The following is a 15,246-nucleotide window of genomic DNA, read 5'->3' as shown; positions in this document are numbered from 1 at the left end:
GCATATCCGTGACGAATTCGGCGTCGTGGTCAGTGCCAGGAATGGGGAGAGCGTGTCATGAGTGACGGTCCGCGCCATCCTGCCGACGGGATGGGTACGCCGCCGGGACCGAATGGCCGGCAACGGCCTTCGGGGTCACAAACGCAGGGGCCCGGTGAGCAACAACCCCAGTGGGGCCAGCAACCGCCCGGCCAACCCCAGTGGGGCCAACAACCGCCCGGCCAACCCCAGTGGGGCCAGCCGCCGGGCTATCCCGGTTATATCGCGCCGCCGAAGCCCGGGGTCATCCCATTGCGTCCCCTGGGCGTGGGGGAAATCCTCGATGGCGCCTTCCAGGCCACCCGGAAGAACGCCAAGGCCATGTTCGGCTCGGCTGTCTTGTTTCAACTGGGCGTTGCCGTCCTGATGGCATTGGCGGCCGGCGCGTTCTTTGGCGCCGGCACAAATGTCGAATCTTTCATTCAGCCGGATGGGATGCCTACAGCAGCCGGAATCGCTTTCGGGGGCGGCGTTTTCGCCACTTTCCTGCTGTTGGCGTTGCTCAATTCGTTCAGTGTGTTTGTGCTGCAGGGTGTATTGGTTATTCCTGTCTCGCGGGCAGTGCTGAATCAGCACACCCGTTTCAAACAAATGTGGGGCCGGGCGAAGGGACGGATTTGGCCGCTGATCGGGTTATGCGCCCTGTGGCTTTTTATCGGCGGACCCCTCTTCTTCGCTGCCCTGGTCCTGTTGATCGTGCTTGGCGTCGGCGCCGAGCTGAACGGCTGGATCATAGCCGTGCTGGTGCTGGTCATGCTTGCGGCGGCACTCTGGATCGGCATCAAGGTCATGCTGGCCCCGGCCGCGCTGGTCCTCGAGGAGATCGGTGTTTTCGCCTCCATCGGGCGGTCGTGGCGGCTGATGCGACGCAACTGGTGGCGCATCTTCGGTATCGTGTTGTTGACCCTCCTGATTGTCGGAATCGTCACCTCGGTGGTGACCGTGCCGATTCAATTCATCGTCAGCTTCTTCGGCATGGGCACCGGCGGGGCAGAGTCCGCGGAGAGCATGGTGGTGAGCTCGCTGATTGTGTCACTCGTATCAACTATTGTCTCAAGCGTTTTCTACGCCGTCGCTTACGCGTTCCAGGCCGGTGTCACCGCACTCATGTACGTCGACCTGAGAATGCGGCACGAAGGATTCGACATTGTGCTGATGAAGGAAGCCGAACGGCTCGCCGCCACTGCCGGACAATCCGGCCCCGCATCCTCACCGGGACAGGGTTACTGAGTGACAGCTTTCGGCACTTCAGCGGCTTACGCGCTGCAAACACCGGCACAGCTCCCGACGGAAGTTCCAGTCCTGCCGGACGACGAACAGGCGCGGGACTGGGCCGTGGAGGAACTGAGCAAGGGCGTTTACCAGCAAGCCAAGCCTTCTCTTTTCGACCAGATCGTCACCAGGATATTCGAATGGATCGGATCCGTCTTTGAAAATATGTCCGGCATCGAAGCCGACCTGGGCACGGTCATCATCACTGTCGCAGCCCTGTTGCTGATCGGTGTGGCCATCTGGCTCATCCGGCCACGGCTGAACCGCAGCCGCGTGCAGCCCGATGAGATGTTCGACGATGATGTGCTGCTCACCGCCGGGCAGCACCGGGAAGAAGGCAGCCGCGCAGCGCAGCAAGAGGACTTCGGACGCGCTGTGCTGGAGCAGTTCCGCGCCATCGTCCGCTCGGCCGAGGAACGCACGGTCATCGATCCCCAGCCCGGACGCACAGCCGGCGAAGTCGCAGCGCAGCTGGAGGCTGCTTTTCCGCCACAGCGCCAACCACTGCATGAAGCTGCATTGACCTTCAACGACATCCGATACGGCGACGCCATCGGGAGCCGGACCGAGTATGAGCAGTTGCTGCATCTGGACGACGGGTTGCTCGCCTTGCACCCGGTGTATGCCGGAATGCCTGCCGCTCCGCTGGAGCTGCGATGAGCCAGCGGGTCGACGAACGGAGCGGGGAACCAGCACCGCACACGGAACTGGATGGCTCCGTCACCACCGCAGGCGGGAGCCCGTTGAAAACCCTGCGGAAGTCGTTGCGCAAGTGGAAGTTCTGGATCCTGCTCGGCGGGATAACCGTCGTCGTGCTTGCCGCCATCTTCATGCTCCGCACCGGTGGCGGGGACAGGGGCATCCTCTCCCCCGGCAATCCGGCGCCCGACGGCGCGATGGCAACGGCACAAATCCTGCGGGAACAGGGCGTGGACATCGAAGTAGCCGACACACTGGAGCAGACGCTGCAGCAACTGGAATCGGCCGGGACGGAGAATACGATCCTGCTGGTGCACGACCGGTTGGGGTTGCTTGAAGACCCCCAGCTGGAAAAACTGGCTGATGCTTCCGCCCGGACCGTCCTGGTGGAACCCTCCGTGGCCATGCTGTCGGCCTTCGCGCAGGATATCCATGCCGCCGGCGTCGTCCCCTCTGCCGACGACAGCAATGGTGCAAGTGAAGCGGACAGCGCCACGATCTCGCCTCAGTGCCGGGTGGACCACCCTCGCGCTGCGGGGCCGATCGACGGCGGCGGGTCGGCATACCGCGGCCCGGTGATGTGCTATCTGCTGCAGAACGAGCAGGCCGGCCCGTCGGCGTTGTTCGTCAAGTCCGCCGACGGCGATGTCACGGTCGTTGGCAACGGCAACATCATCAGCAATGAACGACTCCGGTTCCACGGCAACGCTGCGCTGACCCTGCGCACATTGGGGGCCGAACCGAACCTGGTGTGGTACCAACCATCGCTGGCCGATACAGCCATCCACCAGAATGCCCCTGAGCTTGGCGAACTTCTTCCGCCATGGGTCCGGTTCGCCGGAATCTGGCTGGCCATCGCCGCGGTACTGGGTGTGCTGTGGCAGGCACGCCGCCGGGGGCCCTTGGTGCTGGAACCGTTGCCGGTCATCGCCAAGGCCGCTGAGACCGCCGAAGGCCGGGCGCGGCTGTACCAGGATTCACGGGCCGTTCACCGCGCGGCCGAAAATCTGCGGGCCGGGACACTGGCCCGAATGGCCTCACATTTCCGGCTGGGTGCCGGTGCTCCGGCAGAAGCCGTGGCCCGCGCCGTCGCCAGTGGCAGCTCGCTGTCGGAGCACGACGTCGGCAGGATCCTGTTGAGGCACCGGCCGGAAACGGACGCGGAACTGTTGGAATGGGCGCAGGAATTGGACCATCTAGAGAAAGAAGCAACTGCCAAATGAGTCAGCCGTACCCCGAAACGCCATATCAACCGCAGGCCCCGTACCCGGCCGGCGGGCAAGACAGCGCCGGACCCGGGAGCGGGGTGGATTCCGCAGACCCGTCGCGGGAGGCGCTGCTGAGGGTTCGCAGCGAAGTCGCCAAGGCCGTCGTCGGGCAGGATTCCACGGTCACCGGTCTGCTGATCGCGCTGCTGACCCGCGGCCATGTCCTGCTTGAGGGCGTTCCCGGTGTGGCCAAAACCCTGCTGGTGCGGGCCTTGTCCGAGGCATTGAGCCTCGATACCAAGCGGGTGCAATTCACCCCGGACCTGATGCCCGGCGACGTCACGGGTTCGCTGGTCTACGACACGCACACCTCGGAATTCTCCTTTCGCGAAGGCCCCGTATTCACCAACCTGATGTTGGCCGACGAAATCAACCGCACCCCTCCCAAGACGCAGGCATCGCTGCTCGAGGCGATGGAGGAACACCAGATCTCCGCCGACGGCGTCAGCCGGCAACTCCCATCTCCCTTCGTTGTCGCGGCGACACAAAACCCGGTGGAATACGAAGGCACCTACCCGCTGCCGGAGGCGCAATTGGACAGGTTCCTGCTGAAGCTGGCCATGCCGCTGCCGCCACGCGACGATGAAATTGAGGTGGTGCGCCGCCACAGTGCCGGCTTCGATCCCCGCGAGCTGTCCGCAGCGGGCATTACCCCCGTCGCTTCGGCCGTCGATCTCGAGACGGCCCGGGACGCAGTGTCCGCTGTGGGGGTCTCCGACGAAGTGCTCGGCTATATTGTCGATATCGTCCGCGCCACCCGGTCCACACCTTCGTTCCAACTGGGCGTCTCTCCCCGGGGAGCAACCGCACTGCTGAAAACCGGTCGGGCCTGGGCGTGGCTGTCCGGGCGCAATTACGTTTCACCGGACGATATCAAAACACTGACGCTGCCGACCTTGCGTCATCGTGTCTCGCTGCGCCCGGAGGCGCAGATGGACGGCGTCGAGGCCGACGACGTGCTCGGCACCATCCTGTCCACCGTGCCGGTGCCTCGCTAGGCCGCCGCGATGGCGATTACCGGACGACTGGTCATCGTGACACTGCTGGGGTTGCTCCCGGTAGTGCTGTTCCCGCAATGGCTGACCATTTGGCTGTGGCTATTGCTCGTGGCGCTGCTGGCCGCGGTGGATCTGTTGCTGGCCGCCTCCCCGCGGACCATCGGGCTGAACCGGAACATCCCGGCCAGCGTCCGACTCACCGAGCAATGCTCCAGTTCGGTGACCATCACGAATAACGGTCGCCGCCGGCTCAATGCGATGGTCCGTGATGGCTGGCAGCCATCCGCCGGTGCCCGCAATGCGATCCAGCGGATATCCGTTCCTTCCCGCGAGCGCCGCAGGATGCAGGTCTCGTTGCTGCCTCAACGACGCGGAGACCTGCACACCGAACATGTGACGGTGCGTTCCTTTGGCCCCCTCGGCGTGGCTGCGCGGCAACTGACCGTTCCGGCTCCGGGCCGGCTGCGGGTGCTTCCTCCTTTCCATTCCAAACGTCAGTTGCCCTCCAAGCTGCGCCGGCTGAGGGAACTGGACGGGCGCGCGGCGGTGCAGATCCGCGGAGCGGGTACGGAATTCGACTCACTGCGCGACTATGTTCGCGGCGACGATGTGCGGTCCATCGATTGGCGGGCCACTGCACGGCGGCAGGCCGTCGTCGTACGCACCTGGCGGCCGGAACGGGACCGCAGAGTGGTGATCGTGCTGGACACCTCGCGGTCGTCAGCGGCCCGGATCGACGACGAGCCGCGGCTGGACACTGGAATGGAAGCGGCCTTGCTGCTGGCCGTTTTGGCAGAGCGCGGCGGGGACCGGGTGGACTTCCTGGCCTACGACCGCCGCCCCCGGGCGAGGGTGGAGTCGGCGTCGAAGGGCGTGCTGCTGCAGCAGCTGGTCCACGCCATGGCCCCGCTGGACGCCGAACTCATCGAGGCCGATTGGTCGCAGCTGCCGGCGCAGATCCACTCCATCTCGGCACACCGGTCCCTGGTGGTGCTGCTGACCTCGCTGGACTCCGGTTCCACCGAGGAAGGCCTGCTGCCGGTCATGGGACACCTCACCACCAAGCACGCCGTCGTCGTCGCGTCCGTCCGGGATCCGCTGCTGGACCGGATGCGGACCGGGCGCAGGACCGTGTCCGATACCTACCGCGCCGCCGCCGCCGAACGCTCCGTTCTTGAACGGGCCGCACTCACCGAACAGTTGCGTCACCAGGGTGCGGAGGTAGTGGACGCCCAACCTCATGACTTGCCCGGCGCCCTGGCCGACCGGTATATCCGGCTCAAGGCTGCGGGGCAATTGTAATGACGCCGGCTCGCCGGCAGGGCCGCTACACCGGCAGCTTCGAGACCGGTTGATCCCTGCGGTTCGTAGTAGCTACTCCGTGGAGGCCTGGTTCAGCGCTTCAGCTGTGGACGTGAGCCGGTGCAGGATCGTACGCGCCGTGGCGGTGCTGCCGCCGGCCAATTCCGACGTCGGAAGCAGCAGTAGCTGCCGCAGCCGGGCGGCCGGCAATCCCAGCCGGCGCCAGGGTTCCAGCACTTGTTCCTCCGGCGATAATGCTTCCGTTGTCTCCGTCTTCAATCGGAGCCATACCCGGTGGCCTGCCTCAATTGAGCCGGCGAGGTCTTCCCACTGGGCCATGGACAGTCCCTCCACGTCCACGCCCGCCGCATCGAGGCCCGCCTCCTTGAGCTTGCCCAGCGGAACTCCTGCGGCCGGACCGTTGACGGCCACTTCGGCTGCGCCTGCCTGCCGTGCCGCTTCCGCGATGGCACGCCATCCCTGGAGCACTTCCGGTTCCGGAATGGAACGCAGGGTGCGGTACCCGCTGGCGGTAGGGATAGCTCCGGCCAGCACCCGGCCGATTTCGGGTTCGTCGAACTGCGCCACGATGTCAGCTCCGCGGCAGACCTCGCGGACCTTGTCGACATGGGCTTGAAGACCGGCACAGAGCGATTGCAGGATATCGCGGCGAGCGCCGTGGTCGGACAGGGCCCTCTCCCCGTGATGCAGATACAGATTTGCCGCCAGCGACCACGGGCCCCGCAGCTGCAGCTTGAGCTGTTCCGGCGCAGTCTCTTCGGCGCCCAGCACATCAGCCAAGGCGTTGATATCGGTGTCCAGCAACGATGCGGCGCGGCGCAGGTCCTTTCCTCCGTGGGCAGCCAGCCGCCATCCATACGGCTGCGTATCGACCGGCAACCCGGTCAACATGGCAGCAGTCCGGCCGACCGCGTCCGCCCCGACACCACGCTGCGGCAGCGAGGGCAGGAAGGACAGGTGGGGAGCGCCCAGCTCGCCCCGGATCACCCGGATGGCTTCGGCCGGATCAATGCCGGGCCACGGCCCGGCACCACTGGCGATGGCGGCCCCGCCTGTGATGGGATGGTTCATCCCTTAGCGTTCCCCGATATGGCCTGATGATGGCGGATGACCTCGGAGATGATGAAGTTGAGGAACTTCTCGGCAAAGGCCGGGTCCAGTTGGGCCTCTTCGGCCAACGCCTTCAAGCGCGTAATTTGAGCGGACTCGCGTTCGGGATCCGCCGGGGGCAGCTGGTGCGTCGCCTTTAACACCCCGACCCGTTGGGTGGCCTTGAACCGCTCCGCCAGCAGATAGACCAGAGTGGCGTCGATATTGTCGATACTGCCGCGCACGGACAGCAATTCGTCCATCACGGCCGGATCCACCTCGCCGGCCAGTGAGCTGGCGGCGGGATCGTAATCTCTGCTGACGTCACTCATGCATCCAGTTAAGCAGATGGGGCGGAACCGGCGGAAACTATGTCGCCGGTTCCGCCGGCACCAAGGACACGGACGGTGCAGATCTCAGGTGGTGAACATGGCCCGGTGGGCCGCACGTCGCTCGGCCTGCATGACCGGGTCGGGCACCGGCAACGAAGCGATCAGCCGTTGGGTATACGGGTGCTGCGGATGAGTCATCACCTGGCTGCCGATTCCTTCCTCCACCAGTTGTCCCTGCAGCAGTACACCTACCCGGTGTGCCAGCATGTCCACCACAGCCAGGTCGTGGCTGATGAACAGCGCCGCGAAATCGAACTCCGACTGGATCTCCTTAAACAACTCCAGCACCTTGGCCTGCACTGACACATCCAGCGCGCTGGTCGGTTCGTCGGCCACCAGCAGCTGCGGATTCAGCGACAAGGCGCGGGCCAGGCTGGCACGCTGGCGTTGGCCGCCGGAGAGCTCGTGCGGATAACGGTCCCCAAAATGGGTAGGAAGATGAACTGCGTCCATCAGTTCGTCGACCCGTTTCCTGATATCGGCCGGCGAGCGCTTCTCGTGGACGGCAATGGGTTCGGCCACGCATTCGGCAATGGTCAGGTGCGGGTTGAACGAGGCGGCCGGATCCTGGAACACGAATCCAATGTCCTTGCGCAGTGGTTTGAAGGTCCGCTCCTTGAAGTCGACCATCTCATGCCCGTAGACCTTCAAACTGCCGCCGGTGGCCCGGTTCAGACCTGCGATGCACCGGCCAATCGTCGTCTTGCCCGACCCGGATTCGCCCACCAACCCATACACTTCCCCGGCCGGAATGGCGAAGCTGACCCCGTCCACGGCCCTGAACGCGCTCGTGCCCAGCCGCCCGGGATACTCGATGATCAAGTCTTTGGCCTCGACCAGAAGCTTCCCCGACGGCTCTCCGCCTTCCTCCGCCCCGGCCGACGCCGAATTCCTGCCCAGATGCGGTACCGCGGCCAGCAACTGCTTGGTGTAGTCCTGTTGCGGATCCGCGAACAACGTGGCCGCGTCAGCCTCTTCGACCACGTCTCCGCGATACATCACGACGACGCGGTCGGCCAGGTCTGCGACAACGCCCATGTTGTGGGTGATCAGCATGATCGCCGTTCCGTACTTGTCGCGCAGGTCCCGCAGCAGCTGCAGGATTTCGGCCTGGACCGTGACGTCCAAGGCGGTCGACGGCTCGTCCGCAACGATCAGGCCGGGATTCAGCGCGAGAGCGGCGGCAATCACCACACGCTGCTTCTGCCCGCCGGAGAACTGGTGCGGATAGTGATCCACCCGGTGCTCCGGATCCGGGATGCCGACCTTGGTCAGTGCCTCGATGGCACGCGCCCGGGCTTCCTTCTTCGAAACCTTGCCGTGGGCGCGGATGCCTTCGGCGATCTGCCAGCCCACAGTGAAGACCGGGTTGAGCGCCGTCGATGGCTCCTGGAAGACCATCGCCACGTCGCGCCCGCGGATCCGGCGCATCTTCTGCCCGGATACCGAAATCACGTCGGTGCCGTTGAGGATCGCCGTCCCGGTGCTGACCGCCGTTTCAGGCAGCAGCCCGAGGACTGTCTTGGCGGTGACCGTCTTGCCGGAACCGGATTCGCCGACGACGGCTACGACCTCGCCTGCGGCAACGTCGAGGCTGACATTCTTCACGGCATCAACGTCTCCCACATCTGTGGCAAAGGTGACGCTGAGCCGGTCAATGGCGAGTACAGGTCCGGTGTGCGCGGTTGATGTCGCAGTCACTTGGTGGCCTCCATTCCGGTTCCGTCCACGTCCTCGGCGGTCGGAACAGTCTGCTTGCTTCGGCCCAGCGGCCCTTGGCCGCTGCCGGGTTTGCGCGCCCGCTTGCGTCCGCGGAGCCTGGGGTCGTTCAGGTCGTTCATGCTCTCCCCGACCAGGGTCAGCCCCAGCACGGTCAGCACAATGGCCAGGCCCGGATAGACGCCGGTCCACCAAATGCCGCTGGTGGCATCGGCCATCGCGCGGTTCAGGTCATAGCCCCATTCCGCTGCCGATGTCGGTTCGATGCCGAAGCCCAGGAAACCCAGTCCGGCCAGCGTCAGGATGGATTCCGAGGCATTCAGCGTGAAGATCAGCGGCATGGTCCGCGTCGCGTTGGGAAACACATGGCGGCTGATAATCCGGATGTCGGAGGTGCCGACGACTTTGGCGGATTCAACGAACGGTTCTGCCTTCAAACGGAGCGTTTCGGCACGTGCCACCCGGAAGTATTGCGGAATGAACACCACCGTAATGGAGATCGCCGCCGCCATGATGCCGCCAAACAGGCCCGACTGGCCGCCGCTGATCACAATGGCCATCACGATAGCCAGCAGCAGCCCCGGAAAGGCATACACGGCGTCGGCGACAACCACGAGAATGCGGTCCACCACACCGCCGAGATATCCCGATACAAGTCCGAGGATGACACCGGCGAAGATCGAGAAGACGACGCCAAGGATAATGACCATCGCAGCAGTCTGTGCGCCCCACACCACCCGGGAGAAGACGTCGAAACCGCCGACGGTGGTGCCCCAGATGTGTTCGGCGGAAGGCGGCATCTGCGCGCCGAACCGTCCGGACTCGTCAGATGTCTGGGCATACCCGAAGGGGGCGATCAACGGCGCGAACATTGCCGTCAGGACGAACAGTGAAGATAATGCCACACCGATGATCAGCATCACCCGTTGGACACCGACGCTCTTGCGCAGGTGGGAAATCACGGGCAGCCGCAGCCACCACGATCGTGTCTGTTGCTCAGCCATGGTCAAAACCTCACTCGTGGGTCGATCAGCGCCGCTATGATGTCGACCAGAAAGTTGGTGACTGCGACAATCACGGCCAGCAGCATAACGATCCCCTGCACGGCAACGAAGTCCCGGGCGGTCAAATACTCGGCCAGCTGGAAGCCGAGGCCACGCCAGCCGAACGTCGTCTCGGTCAGCACTGCGCCGCTCATTAGCATCGCAATCTGCAGTCCCATCACCGTAATGATGGGAATCAGCGCTGGTTTGTAGGCATGTTTGGTCAGCAGCCGGTATTCGCTGGTGCCCCTGGAGCGGCCGGCCTCGACGAAGTTCGACCCGAGGGTGCCGATGACGTTAGTGCGCACCAGCCTCAGGAAGATCCCGGCAACCAGCAGGCCCAAGGCGACTGCGGGCAGCACGGCGTGTTCGAGCACATCCACCGCTATTGTCCAATTGCCCGCGCGCAGGGCGTCGAGCAAGTAGATGCCCGTCGGTGCACGCAACCCTTCCAGCTCAGACATATACGATGTCCGGCCGGAGACGGGAAACCAGCCCAGCCATACCGAGAAGACCAGCTTCAACAGCAGGCCGGCGAAGAATATCGGCGTCGCATAGCACAGGATGGCGAAGAAACGCAGCAGCGCGTCCGGCCACTGGTCACGCTTGTATGCGGAGATCAAGCCGAACGGGATCCCGATGATGAACGCAACGATGAGGGCGTAAAACACCAGTTCCAGGGTGGCCGTACCGTAGTTGACCAGCACAGTGGTGACCGGAGTGTTGGTGGACAATGTGGTCCCGAAATCGCCCTGGAGAAGATTGCCCAGGTATTCGAAGTATTGGACGATGACGGGCCGGTCATAGCCCGCCTCTTCGATCCGGGCCTGTAGTGCTTCCGGTGGCAGCCTGCCTGCCAATGCCGCCGTGATGGGGTCACCGGTAATCCGCATCAGGAAGAAAACCATGGTGACCAGGATGAAAATGGTGGGAAAGATCAGCAGGAATCTGATCAGGATGTATTTGCCCAGTCCCAAGCCCTGCTTCTTGGGCTTTTTCTTCTCCGCCGGGGCAGTCGTCCCCTCGGGAGTATCAATAGTTGAAGTCATAAGTTTCCTGGATTCGCCTGGCTGGCCCGCCGCGCGGGCCATGAGTCGGACAGCAAGGAGTGGGCGGGGCCGGCCCTTGCGGACGCGGGCCCCGCCCACTCATCTGTTGCTATTTGGAGATCACTCCCAGACGGAACTTGTATGAGGCGTCCAGCGTGTCTTCGACGCCCTTGACGTCCTTGCCGGTGATGGCGATGCTCGCCCCCTGCAGCAGCGGCAGCGTGGACAGATCCTTCGCAACTTCGGTCTGGATCTGTTCAATCAGTTTCATCCGCTTGTCTTCGTCGGTCTCCGTCCGCTGCTTGGCGATCAGTGACGCAACCTTCTCGTCCTCGTAGTGGTTCGCGAGGAAGTTGCCCGGCGCGAAGAACGGGGTCAGGTAGTTGCTCGCATCCGAGTAGTCCGGGTACCAGCCCAGCTGGTACATGGGGTAGACGTCCTTGGTGCGGTCCTTGTTGTACTGGACCCATTCAGTCGACTGCAGGTTGACCTTGAACAGCCCGTTCTTTTCCAGCTGGGACTTCACCATCGCGTATTCGTCGCCTGATGACGGCCCGTAGTGGTCGCCGTTGTACTGGATGTTGATGCGCACCGGGGTTTCGACGCCGGCTTCTTCAAGTGTCTTGGCGGCCCGCTGAAGGTCCGGCCCGCCGGAGCCGTCGCCGTACATCTTCTTCAGCGGTTCGATGGCGCCGGGCAACCCTGACGGCACGTAGGAGTAGGCCGGCTTGTAGGTGCCCTTGTAGACCTGCTTCGCGATTGCCTCCCGGTCGACGGCGTGTGCCATCGCCTGGCGGATGGCAAGTGCCTTCTCGGGGTCCGGGTTGGCGGACTCGGTTCCGTGCGGCATGGTGGCGAAGTTGAATACGATGTAGCGCAGTTCGCCGCCGGGTCCGGTCACAACTTTGACGTTCTCGTCCTTCTTCAGGTCTGCCACGTCAGTCGAGGACAGGGTGCGGAATGCCACGTCGATATTGCCCTGCTGCACGTCCAGCTTCAGGTTGTTGGAGCTGGTGTAGTACTTCACCTCGACGTTGTCGGTCTCCGGTTCGCCGAGCAGCCCCTTGTATCCATCGAACGCGCTGTAGGTGATCAGCTCGTTCTTGGTGTACGTGTCGATCTTGTACTGGCCGGCGAAGGCGTTTGCCTTGACGATCTTCTTGTCCGGGGTGATCTCGGTCGGTGAGAAGACTTCCTCATCAACAATGGGCCCGGCGGACGAACTGGACAGCACCGATGCAAAGGTCTGGTCGTTGCCGTCCTTGAGGTGGAACACCACCGTGGATTCGTCAGGCGTTTCGACACTGGCCAGGTTGCCCAGCAGCGCCGCAGGCCCATTGGGGTCGTCGATTTCCACCATCCGGTCAAAACTGAACTTCACGTCGGACGATGTCAGTTTATGGCCGTTGGCGAAGGTGAGCCCGTCCTTGAGCTTAACTGTGTACTCGGTGGGAGAGGTGAATTCGGCCGACGTCGCGATGCCTGGTTGGGGCTTCGCGCTGCCGGGCTCCTGGTTGAGCAGGTACGGGTAGACCTGGATCATCACCGCGGAGGAGCCGTGGTCATATGCTCCGGCCGGGTCGAGGGAGGTGACCTTGTCGGTGGTGCCGACAACAACTCTCTCCTCGGCGCTTCCCCCGCCGCCGCTGCCCTCGTTGACAGGGCCGGTGCATGCTGTCAGCGCCAATGCGCCAAGCGCGGCTGTAGCCGCGACAGAGCGCAACGCATTTTTCTTTTGTGCCATGTGCAGGAACTTCCTTGTCCAATGAATATCGAAGCGCGCGTGTGAGTGAGCGCACTTTAGTGATGCATCGTTTCTATCACTAAGTGCGCCAAATCACCCAAGCGAAGTGCCTGCAGGCGGCGATTCCGTCAGCCGGCCGCCGTCACTGCCCCCGCACGCTCGGTGGACCTCGCACTGTCGATGGTGGCCTGCCCCAGCACGCGGGTGCCTTGGTAGATCACCACGGTCTGGCCCGGAGCCACTCCACGCATGGGTTCCACCAAGGTGACGACCAGCTCTTCGAGCCCCGCATCATCCAGTTCCACCCGGCCGGTAGCGGCCACGGGATCACCGTGGGCACGGACCTGGGCCCTGCAGTCGAATTCAGCCGACACCCGGTCGGTACGGCTCAAAACATCGGCTTCGGCAGGCGGCAACCCGCACCAGGAGACCTTAATGCCGCGCATCAGATCGATGTTCAGCATCCGCTCCGGGCCGACCACCACCTCGTTCTCTTTGGGCCGGACTTCAAGCACGAAACGAGGTTTTCCGTCGGGAGCGGGCGTACCCAGGTTCAGGCCGCGGCGCTGCCCCACGGTGAAGGCGTTAGCGCCCTCATGGGAACCGACCTTGGAACCTGAATCGTCGACGACGTCGCCTTCGCGCATCTCGATCTGCTCAGCCAGCCAGCCGCGGGTGTCGCCGTCGGGGATGAAGCAAATATCGTGACTGTCCGGCTTCTTCGCCACCGACAATCCACGCTGCTCGGCTTCGGCACGCACTTCGGCCTTGCTGGGAGTGGCGGCGAGCGGGAACATCGAATGCCGCAACTGCTCGCCCGTGAGCACGCCCAGCACGTAGGACTGGTCTTTCGCCCAGTCAGCTGCGCGGTGCAGCTCGCGATTGCCGTCGTCGTCCTCAATCACCGTCGCATAGTGGCCGGTGCAGACGGCGTCAAAGCCCAGCGCAATCGCCTTTTCCAGCAAGGCGGCGAACTTGATCCGTTCGTTGCAGCGCATGCAGGGGTTAGGGGTGCGGCCGGCCGCATATTCGGCGATGAAGTCGTCCACCACGTCTTCCTTGAACCGCTCGGAGAAATCCCAGACGTAGTACGGGATGCCCAGAATGTCGCAGGCCCGCCAAGCGTCGCGGGAATCCTCGATGGTGCAGCATCCGCGGCTGCCGGTGCGCAGGGTGCCCGGCATCCGGGACAGTGCCAAGTGGACGCCAACGACGTCGTGACCGGCCTCGACGGCCCGGGCTGCGGCGACTGCGGAGTCCACTCCCCCGCTCATTGCTGCCAGTACTCGCATAAATATCCTCTGCTTGGGGCCGGGCAAGTCCCGCCCGGCCGATGTTGGTCTTTAGTTCTTCCGCCGCAGCGGCGCTGCTAGCGACCGGTTCCGGCGGTACGGATGGAGGACATGTGTCCGGCCATTCCCGCCTGCTTGGCCCGCGTATACGCTTCCGGCAGGGCAGCCAGTAACGCGTCGACGTCGGCCTCGCTGGAGGAATGCCCCAGGCTGAACCGCTGCACGCCGCGGGCAGTGTCTTCGTCCAGGCCCATCGCCAGTAATACGTGCGAGGGCCGGGGCACACCCGCCGTGCACGCCGAACCGGTGGAGGTTTCAATACCGGCCGCATCCAGCAGGAAGAGCAGCGAGTCCCCCTCGCACCCGGGAAACGTGAAATGTGCGTTACCCGGCAACCGCCCGCCATCATTCTCCGGATCTGGCCTGCCCCGCAACCGAGCCTCAGGCACCGCAGCCGCGACGCCTTCAGTCAGCCGCTGCCGCAGGGCGGCTATCCTCGCGGACTCGGCCGGTAAATGGTCGACGGCGGCAGTCGCCGCTGCGGCAAAAGCCGCGATGGACGCTGTGTCAAGAGTACCGGAACGGACATCGCGTTCCTGGCCACCGCCATGCTGAACGGGCGTCACTGCCACCGACCTGCCCAGCAGCAACGCACCGACGCCGACCGGCCCGCCTATTTTATGTCCGCTGATTGCCATGGAGTCCAGGCCCGAGGCGGCGAACGAAACCGGGATCGAACCGAAGGCCTGCACCGCGTCCGAATGCACCGGAACGGAGCAGCCGTGCGCCATTTCCACCACGTCGGCAATGGGCTCGACCGTGCCGACCTCGTTGTTGGCCCACATCACGGTCACCAGCGCGATCCGTGGCTGCTCGAGCGCGGCGTCCGCCTCGAGTTCGGTGCGCAGGGCGTCGAGGGAGACCACACCGTCAGCATCCACGGGGATGTCCACCAGCTCAGCGCCTTCGTGGGCGGCCAGCCACTCGACCGTGTCGGCCACGGCATGGTGTTCGATGGCAGGGACCAGGATCTTGTTGCGGCGCGGGTCGGCGGCCCGGCGGGCCCAATACAGACCCTTCAGAGCCAGATTGTCCGCTTCAGTCCCGCCGGAAGTGAAAATCACTTCCGATGGATGCGCCCCGGCCGCTGCCGCCAGTGCTTCCCGGGCGTCTTCAACCACCCTGCGGGCACGACGACCTGAGCCGTGCAGCGACGACGGGTTGCCGCTGCGGCTCAGCTCTTCAGTCAGTACGGCCATCGCTTCCGCCACAAGCGGTGTGGTGGCCGCATGATCCAGATACACAGACTGTTTCATGGG

13 protein-coding genes are annotated in these 15,246 nt (G+C 64.2%); 5 read left to right on the top strand and 8 right to left on the bottom strand.

Going from position 1 to position 15,246, the window contains the following annotated elements:
* Window positions 1-57: 57 nt before the first annotated feature.
* From H535_RS23875 to H535_RS0106575, 5 genes are read left to right on the top strand one after another with little or no spacing between them, the layout of a single operon-like run.
* On the top strand, window positions 58-1,269 hold the full coding sequence (locus H535_RS23875; protein ID WP_081416492.1) for a glycerophosphoryl diester phosphodiesterase membrane domain-containing protein: 1,212 nt from the start codon (window positions 58-60) through the stop codon (window positions 1,267-1,269).
* A complete protein-coding gene (locus H535_RS0106590; protein WP_051298654.1) occupies window positions 1,270-1,971 on the top strand; it encodes a DUF4129 domain-containing protein in 702 nt (233 codons plus the stop codon).
* Window positions 1,968-3,233: a DUF4350 domain-containing protein gene (locus H535_RS0106585; RefSeq protein ID WP_051298652.1), complete on the top strand. Its 1,266-nt coding sequence runs from the start codon at window positions 1,968-1,970 to the stop codon at window positions 3,231-3,233. The genes H535_RS0106590 and H535_RS0106585 overlap by 4 nt, the downstream gene beginning before the upstream one ends.
* Entirely contained in the window at window positions 3,230-4,276 is a 1,047-nt protein-coding gene (locus H535_RS0106580) for an AAA family ATPase (RefSeq protein ID WP_026818925.1), read from the top strand. Before H535_RS0106585 ends, H535_RS0106580 begins: the two co-directional genes overlap by 4 nt.
* A 9-nt stretch (window positions 4,277-4,285) precedes the next feature.
* A complete protein-coding gene (locus H535_RS0106575; protein WP_026818924.1) occupies window positions 4,286-5,578 on the top strand; it encodes a DUF58 domain-containing protein in 1,293 nt (430 codons plus the stop codon).
* A 72-nt stretch (window positions 5,579-5,650) separates the two neighbouring features.
* Here H535_RS0106575 and H535_RS0106570 read toward each other — a convergent pair whose 3' ends face one another.
* The 8 genes from H535_RS0106570 to H535_RS0106535 all read right to left on the bottom strand — a co-directional run bounded on the left by H535_RS0106570 (window position 5,651) and on the right by H535_RS0106535 (window position 15,243).
* Window positions 5,651-6,670, bottom strand: a complete 1,020-nt coding sequence (locus H535_RS0106570; RefSeq protein WP_026818923.1) for a uroporphyrinogen decarboxylase/cobalamine-independent methonine synthase family protein — start codon at window positions 6,668-6,670, stop codon at window positions 5,651-5,653.
* The gene (locus H535_RS0106565; protein ID WP_026818922.1) at window positions 6,667-7,020 is read right to left on the bottom strand and encodes a chorismate mutase; all 354 of its coding nucleotides are present in this window, start codon (window positions 7,018-7,020) and stop codon (window positions 6,667-6,669) included. The genes H535_RS0106570 and H535_RS0106565 overlap by 4 nt, the downstream gene beginning before the upstream one ends.
* Window positions 7,021-7,104: 84 nt before the next feature.
* Window positions 7,105-8,781, bottom strand: coding sequence for a dipeptide ABC transporter ATP-binding protein (locus H535_RS0106560; RefSeq protein WP_026818921.1), 1,677 nt, complete (start codon window positions 8,779-8,781; stop codon window positions 7,105-7,107).
* Window positions 8,778-9,803 carry an ABC transporter permease gene (locus H535_RS23870; RefSeq protein WP_051298650.1) on the bottom strand — a complete coding sequence of 342 codons (1,026 nt, stop codon included), beginning with the start codon at window positions 9,801-9,803 and terminating at the stop codon, window positions 8,778-8,780. The genes H535_RS0106560 and H535_RS23870 overlap by 4 nt, the downstream gene beginning before the upstream one ends.
* Window positions 9,804-9,805: 2 nt before the next feature.
* A complete protein-coding gene (locus H535_RS0106550; protein ID WP_026818920.1) occupies window positions 9,806-10,891 on the bottom strand; it encodes an ABC transporter permease in 1,086 nt (361 codons plus the stop codon).
* A 109-nt stretch (window positions 10,892-11,000) separates the two neighbouring features.
* Entirely contained in the window at window positions 11,001-12,635 is a 1,635-nt protein-coding gene (locus H535_RS0106545) for an ABC transporter substrate-binding protein (protein ID WP_026818919.1), read from the bottom strand.
* Window positions 12,636-12,763: 128 nt separating this feature from the next.
* Window positions 12,764-13,927, bottom strand: coding sequence for a tRNA 2-thiouridine(34) synthase MnmA (mnmA, locus tag H535_RS0106540; protein WP_026818918.1), 1,164 nt, complete (start codon window positions 13,925-13,927; stop codon window positions 12,764-12,766).
* A gap of 77 nt (window positions 13,928-14,004) precedes the next feature.
* Complete coding sequence (locus H535_RS0106535; RefSeq protein WP_035768550.1) at window positions 14,005-15,243, bottom strand: cysteine desulfurase family protein; 1,239 nt, start codon at window positions 15,241-15,243, stop codon at window positions 14,005-14,007.
* Window positions 15,244-15,246 lie beyond the last annotated feature (3 nt).

Origin of the sequence: Arthrobacter castelli DSM 16402 (assembly GCF_000430705.1) — a bacterium.
In the GTDB taxonomy this organism is placed as follows: Bacteria; Actinomycetota; Actinomycetes; order Actinomycetales; family Micrococcaceae; genus Arthrobacter_C; species Arthrobacter_C castelli.
The sequence above is the reverse complement of the archived record's forward strand: the minus strand, read 5'-3'. Positions and strand labels throughout refer to the sequence as shown.

Bases quoted from the DNA above. Each gene is read 5' to 3' on its own strand.
- H535_RS0106570 (WP_026818923.1), bottom strand. From the start codon at position 6,670: ATGAACCATCCCATCACAGGCGGGGCCGCCATCGCCAGTGGTGCCGGG.
- H535_RS0106585 (WP_051298652.1), top strand. From the start codon at position 1,968: ATGAGCCAGCGGGTCGACGAACGGAGCGGGGAACCAGCACCGCACACG.
- H535_RS23875 (WP_081416492.1), top strand. From the start codon at position 58: ATGAGTGACGGTCCGCGCCATCCTGCCGACGGGATGGGTACGCCGCCG.
- H535_RS0106575 (WP_026818924.1), top strand. From the start codon at position 4,286: ATGGCGATTACCGGACGACTGGTCATCGTGACACTGCTGGGGTTGCTC.
- H535_RS0106550 (WP_026818920.1), bottom strand. From the start codon at position 10,891: ATGACTTCAACTATTGATACTCCCGAGGGGACGACTGCCCCGGCGGAG.
- mnmA (WP_026818918.1), bottom strand. From the start codon at position 13,927: ATGCGAGTACTGGCAGCAATGAGCGGGGGAGTGGACTCCGCAGTCGCC.
- H535_RS0106545 (WP_026818919.1), bottom strand. From the start codon at position 12,635: ATGGCACAAAAGAAAAATGCGTTGCGCTCTGTCGCGGCTACAGCCGCG.
- H535_RS23870 (WP_051298650.1), bottom strand. From the start codon at position 9,803: ATGGCTGAGCAACAGACACGATCGTGGTGGCTGCGGCTGCCCGTGATT.
- H535_RS0106580 (WP_026818925.1), top strand. From the start codon at position 3,230: ATGAGTCAGCCGTACCCCGAAACGCCATATCAACCGCAGGCCCCGTAC.
- H535_RS0106565 (WP_026818922.1), bottom strand. From the start codon at position 7,020: ATGAGTGACGTCAGCAGAGATTACGATCCCGCCGCCAGCTCACTGGCC.
- H535_RS0106535 (WP_035768550.1), bottom strand. From the start codon at position 15,243: ATGAAACAGTCTGTGTATCTGGATCATGCGGCCACCACACCGCTTGTG.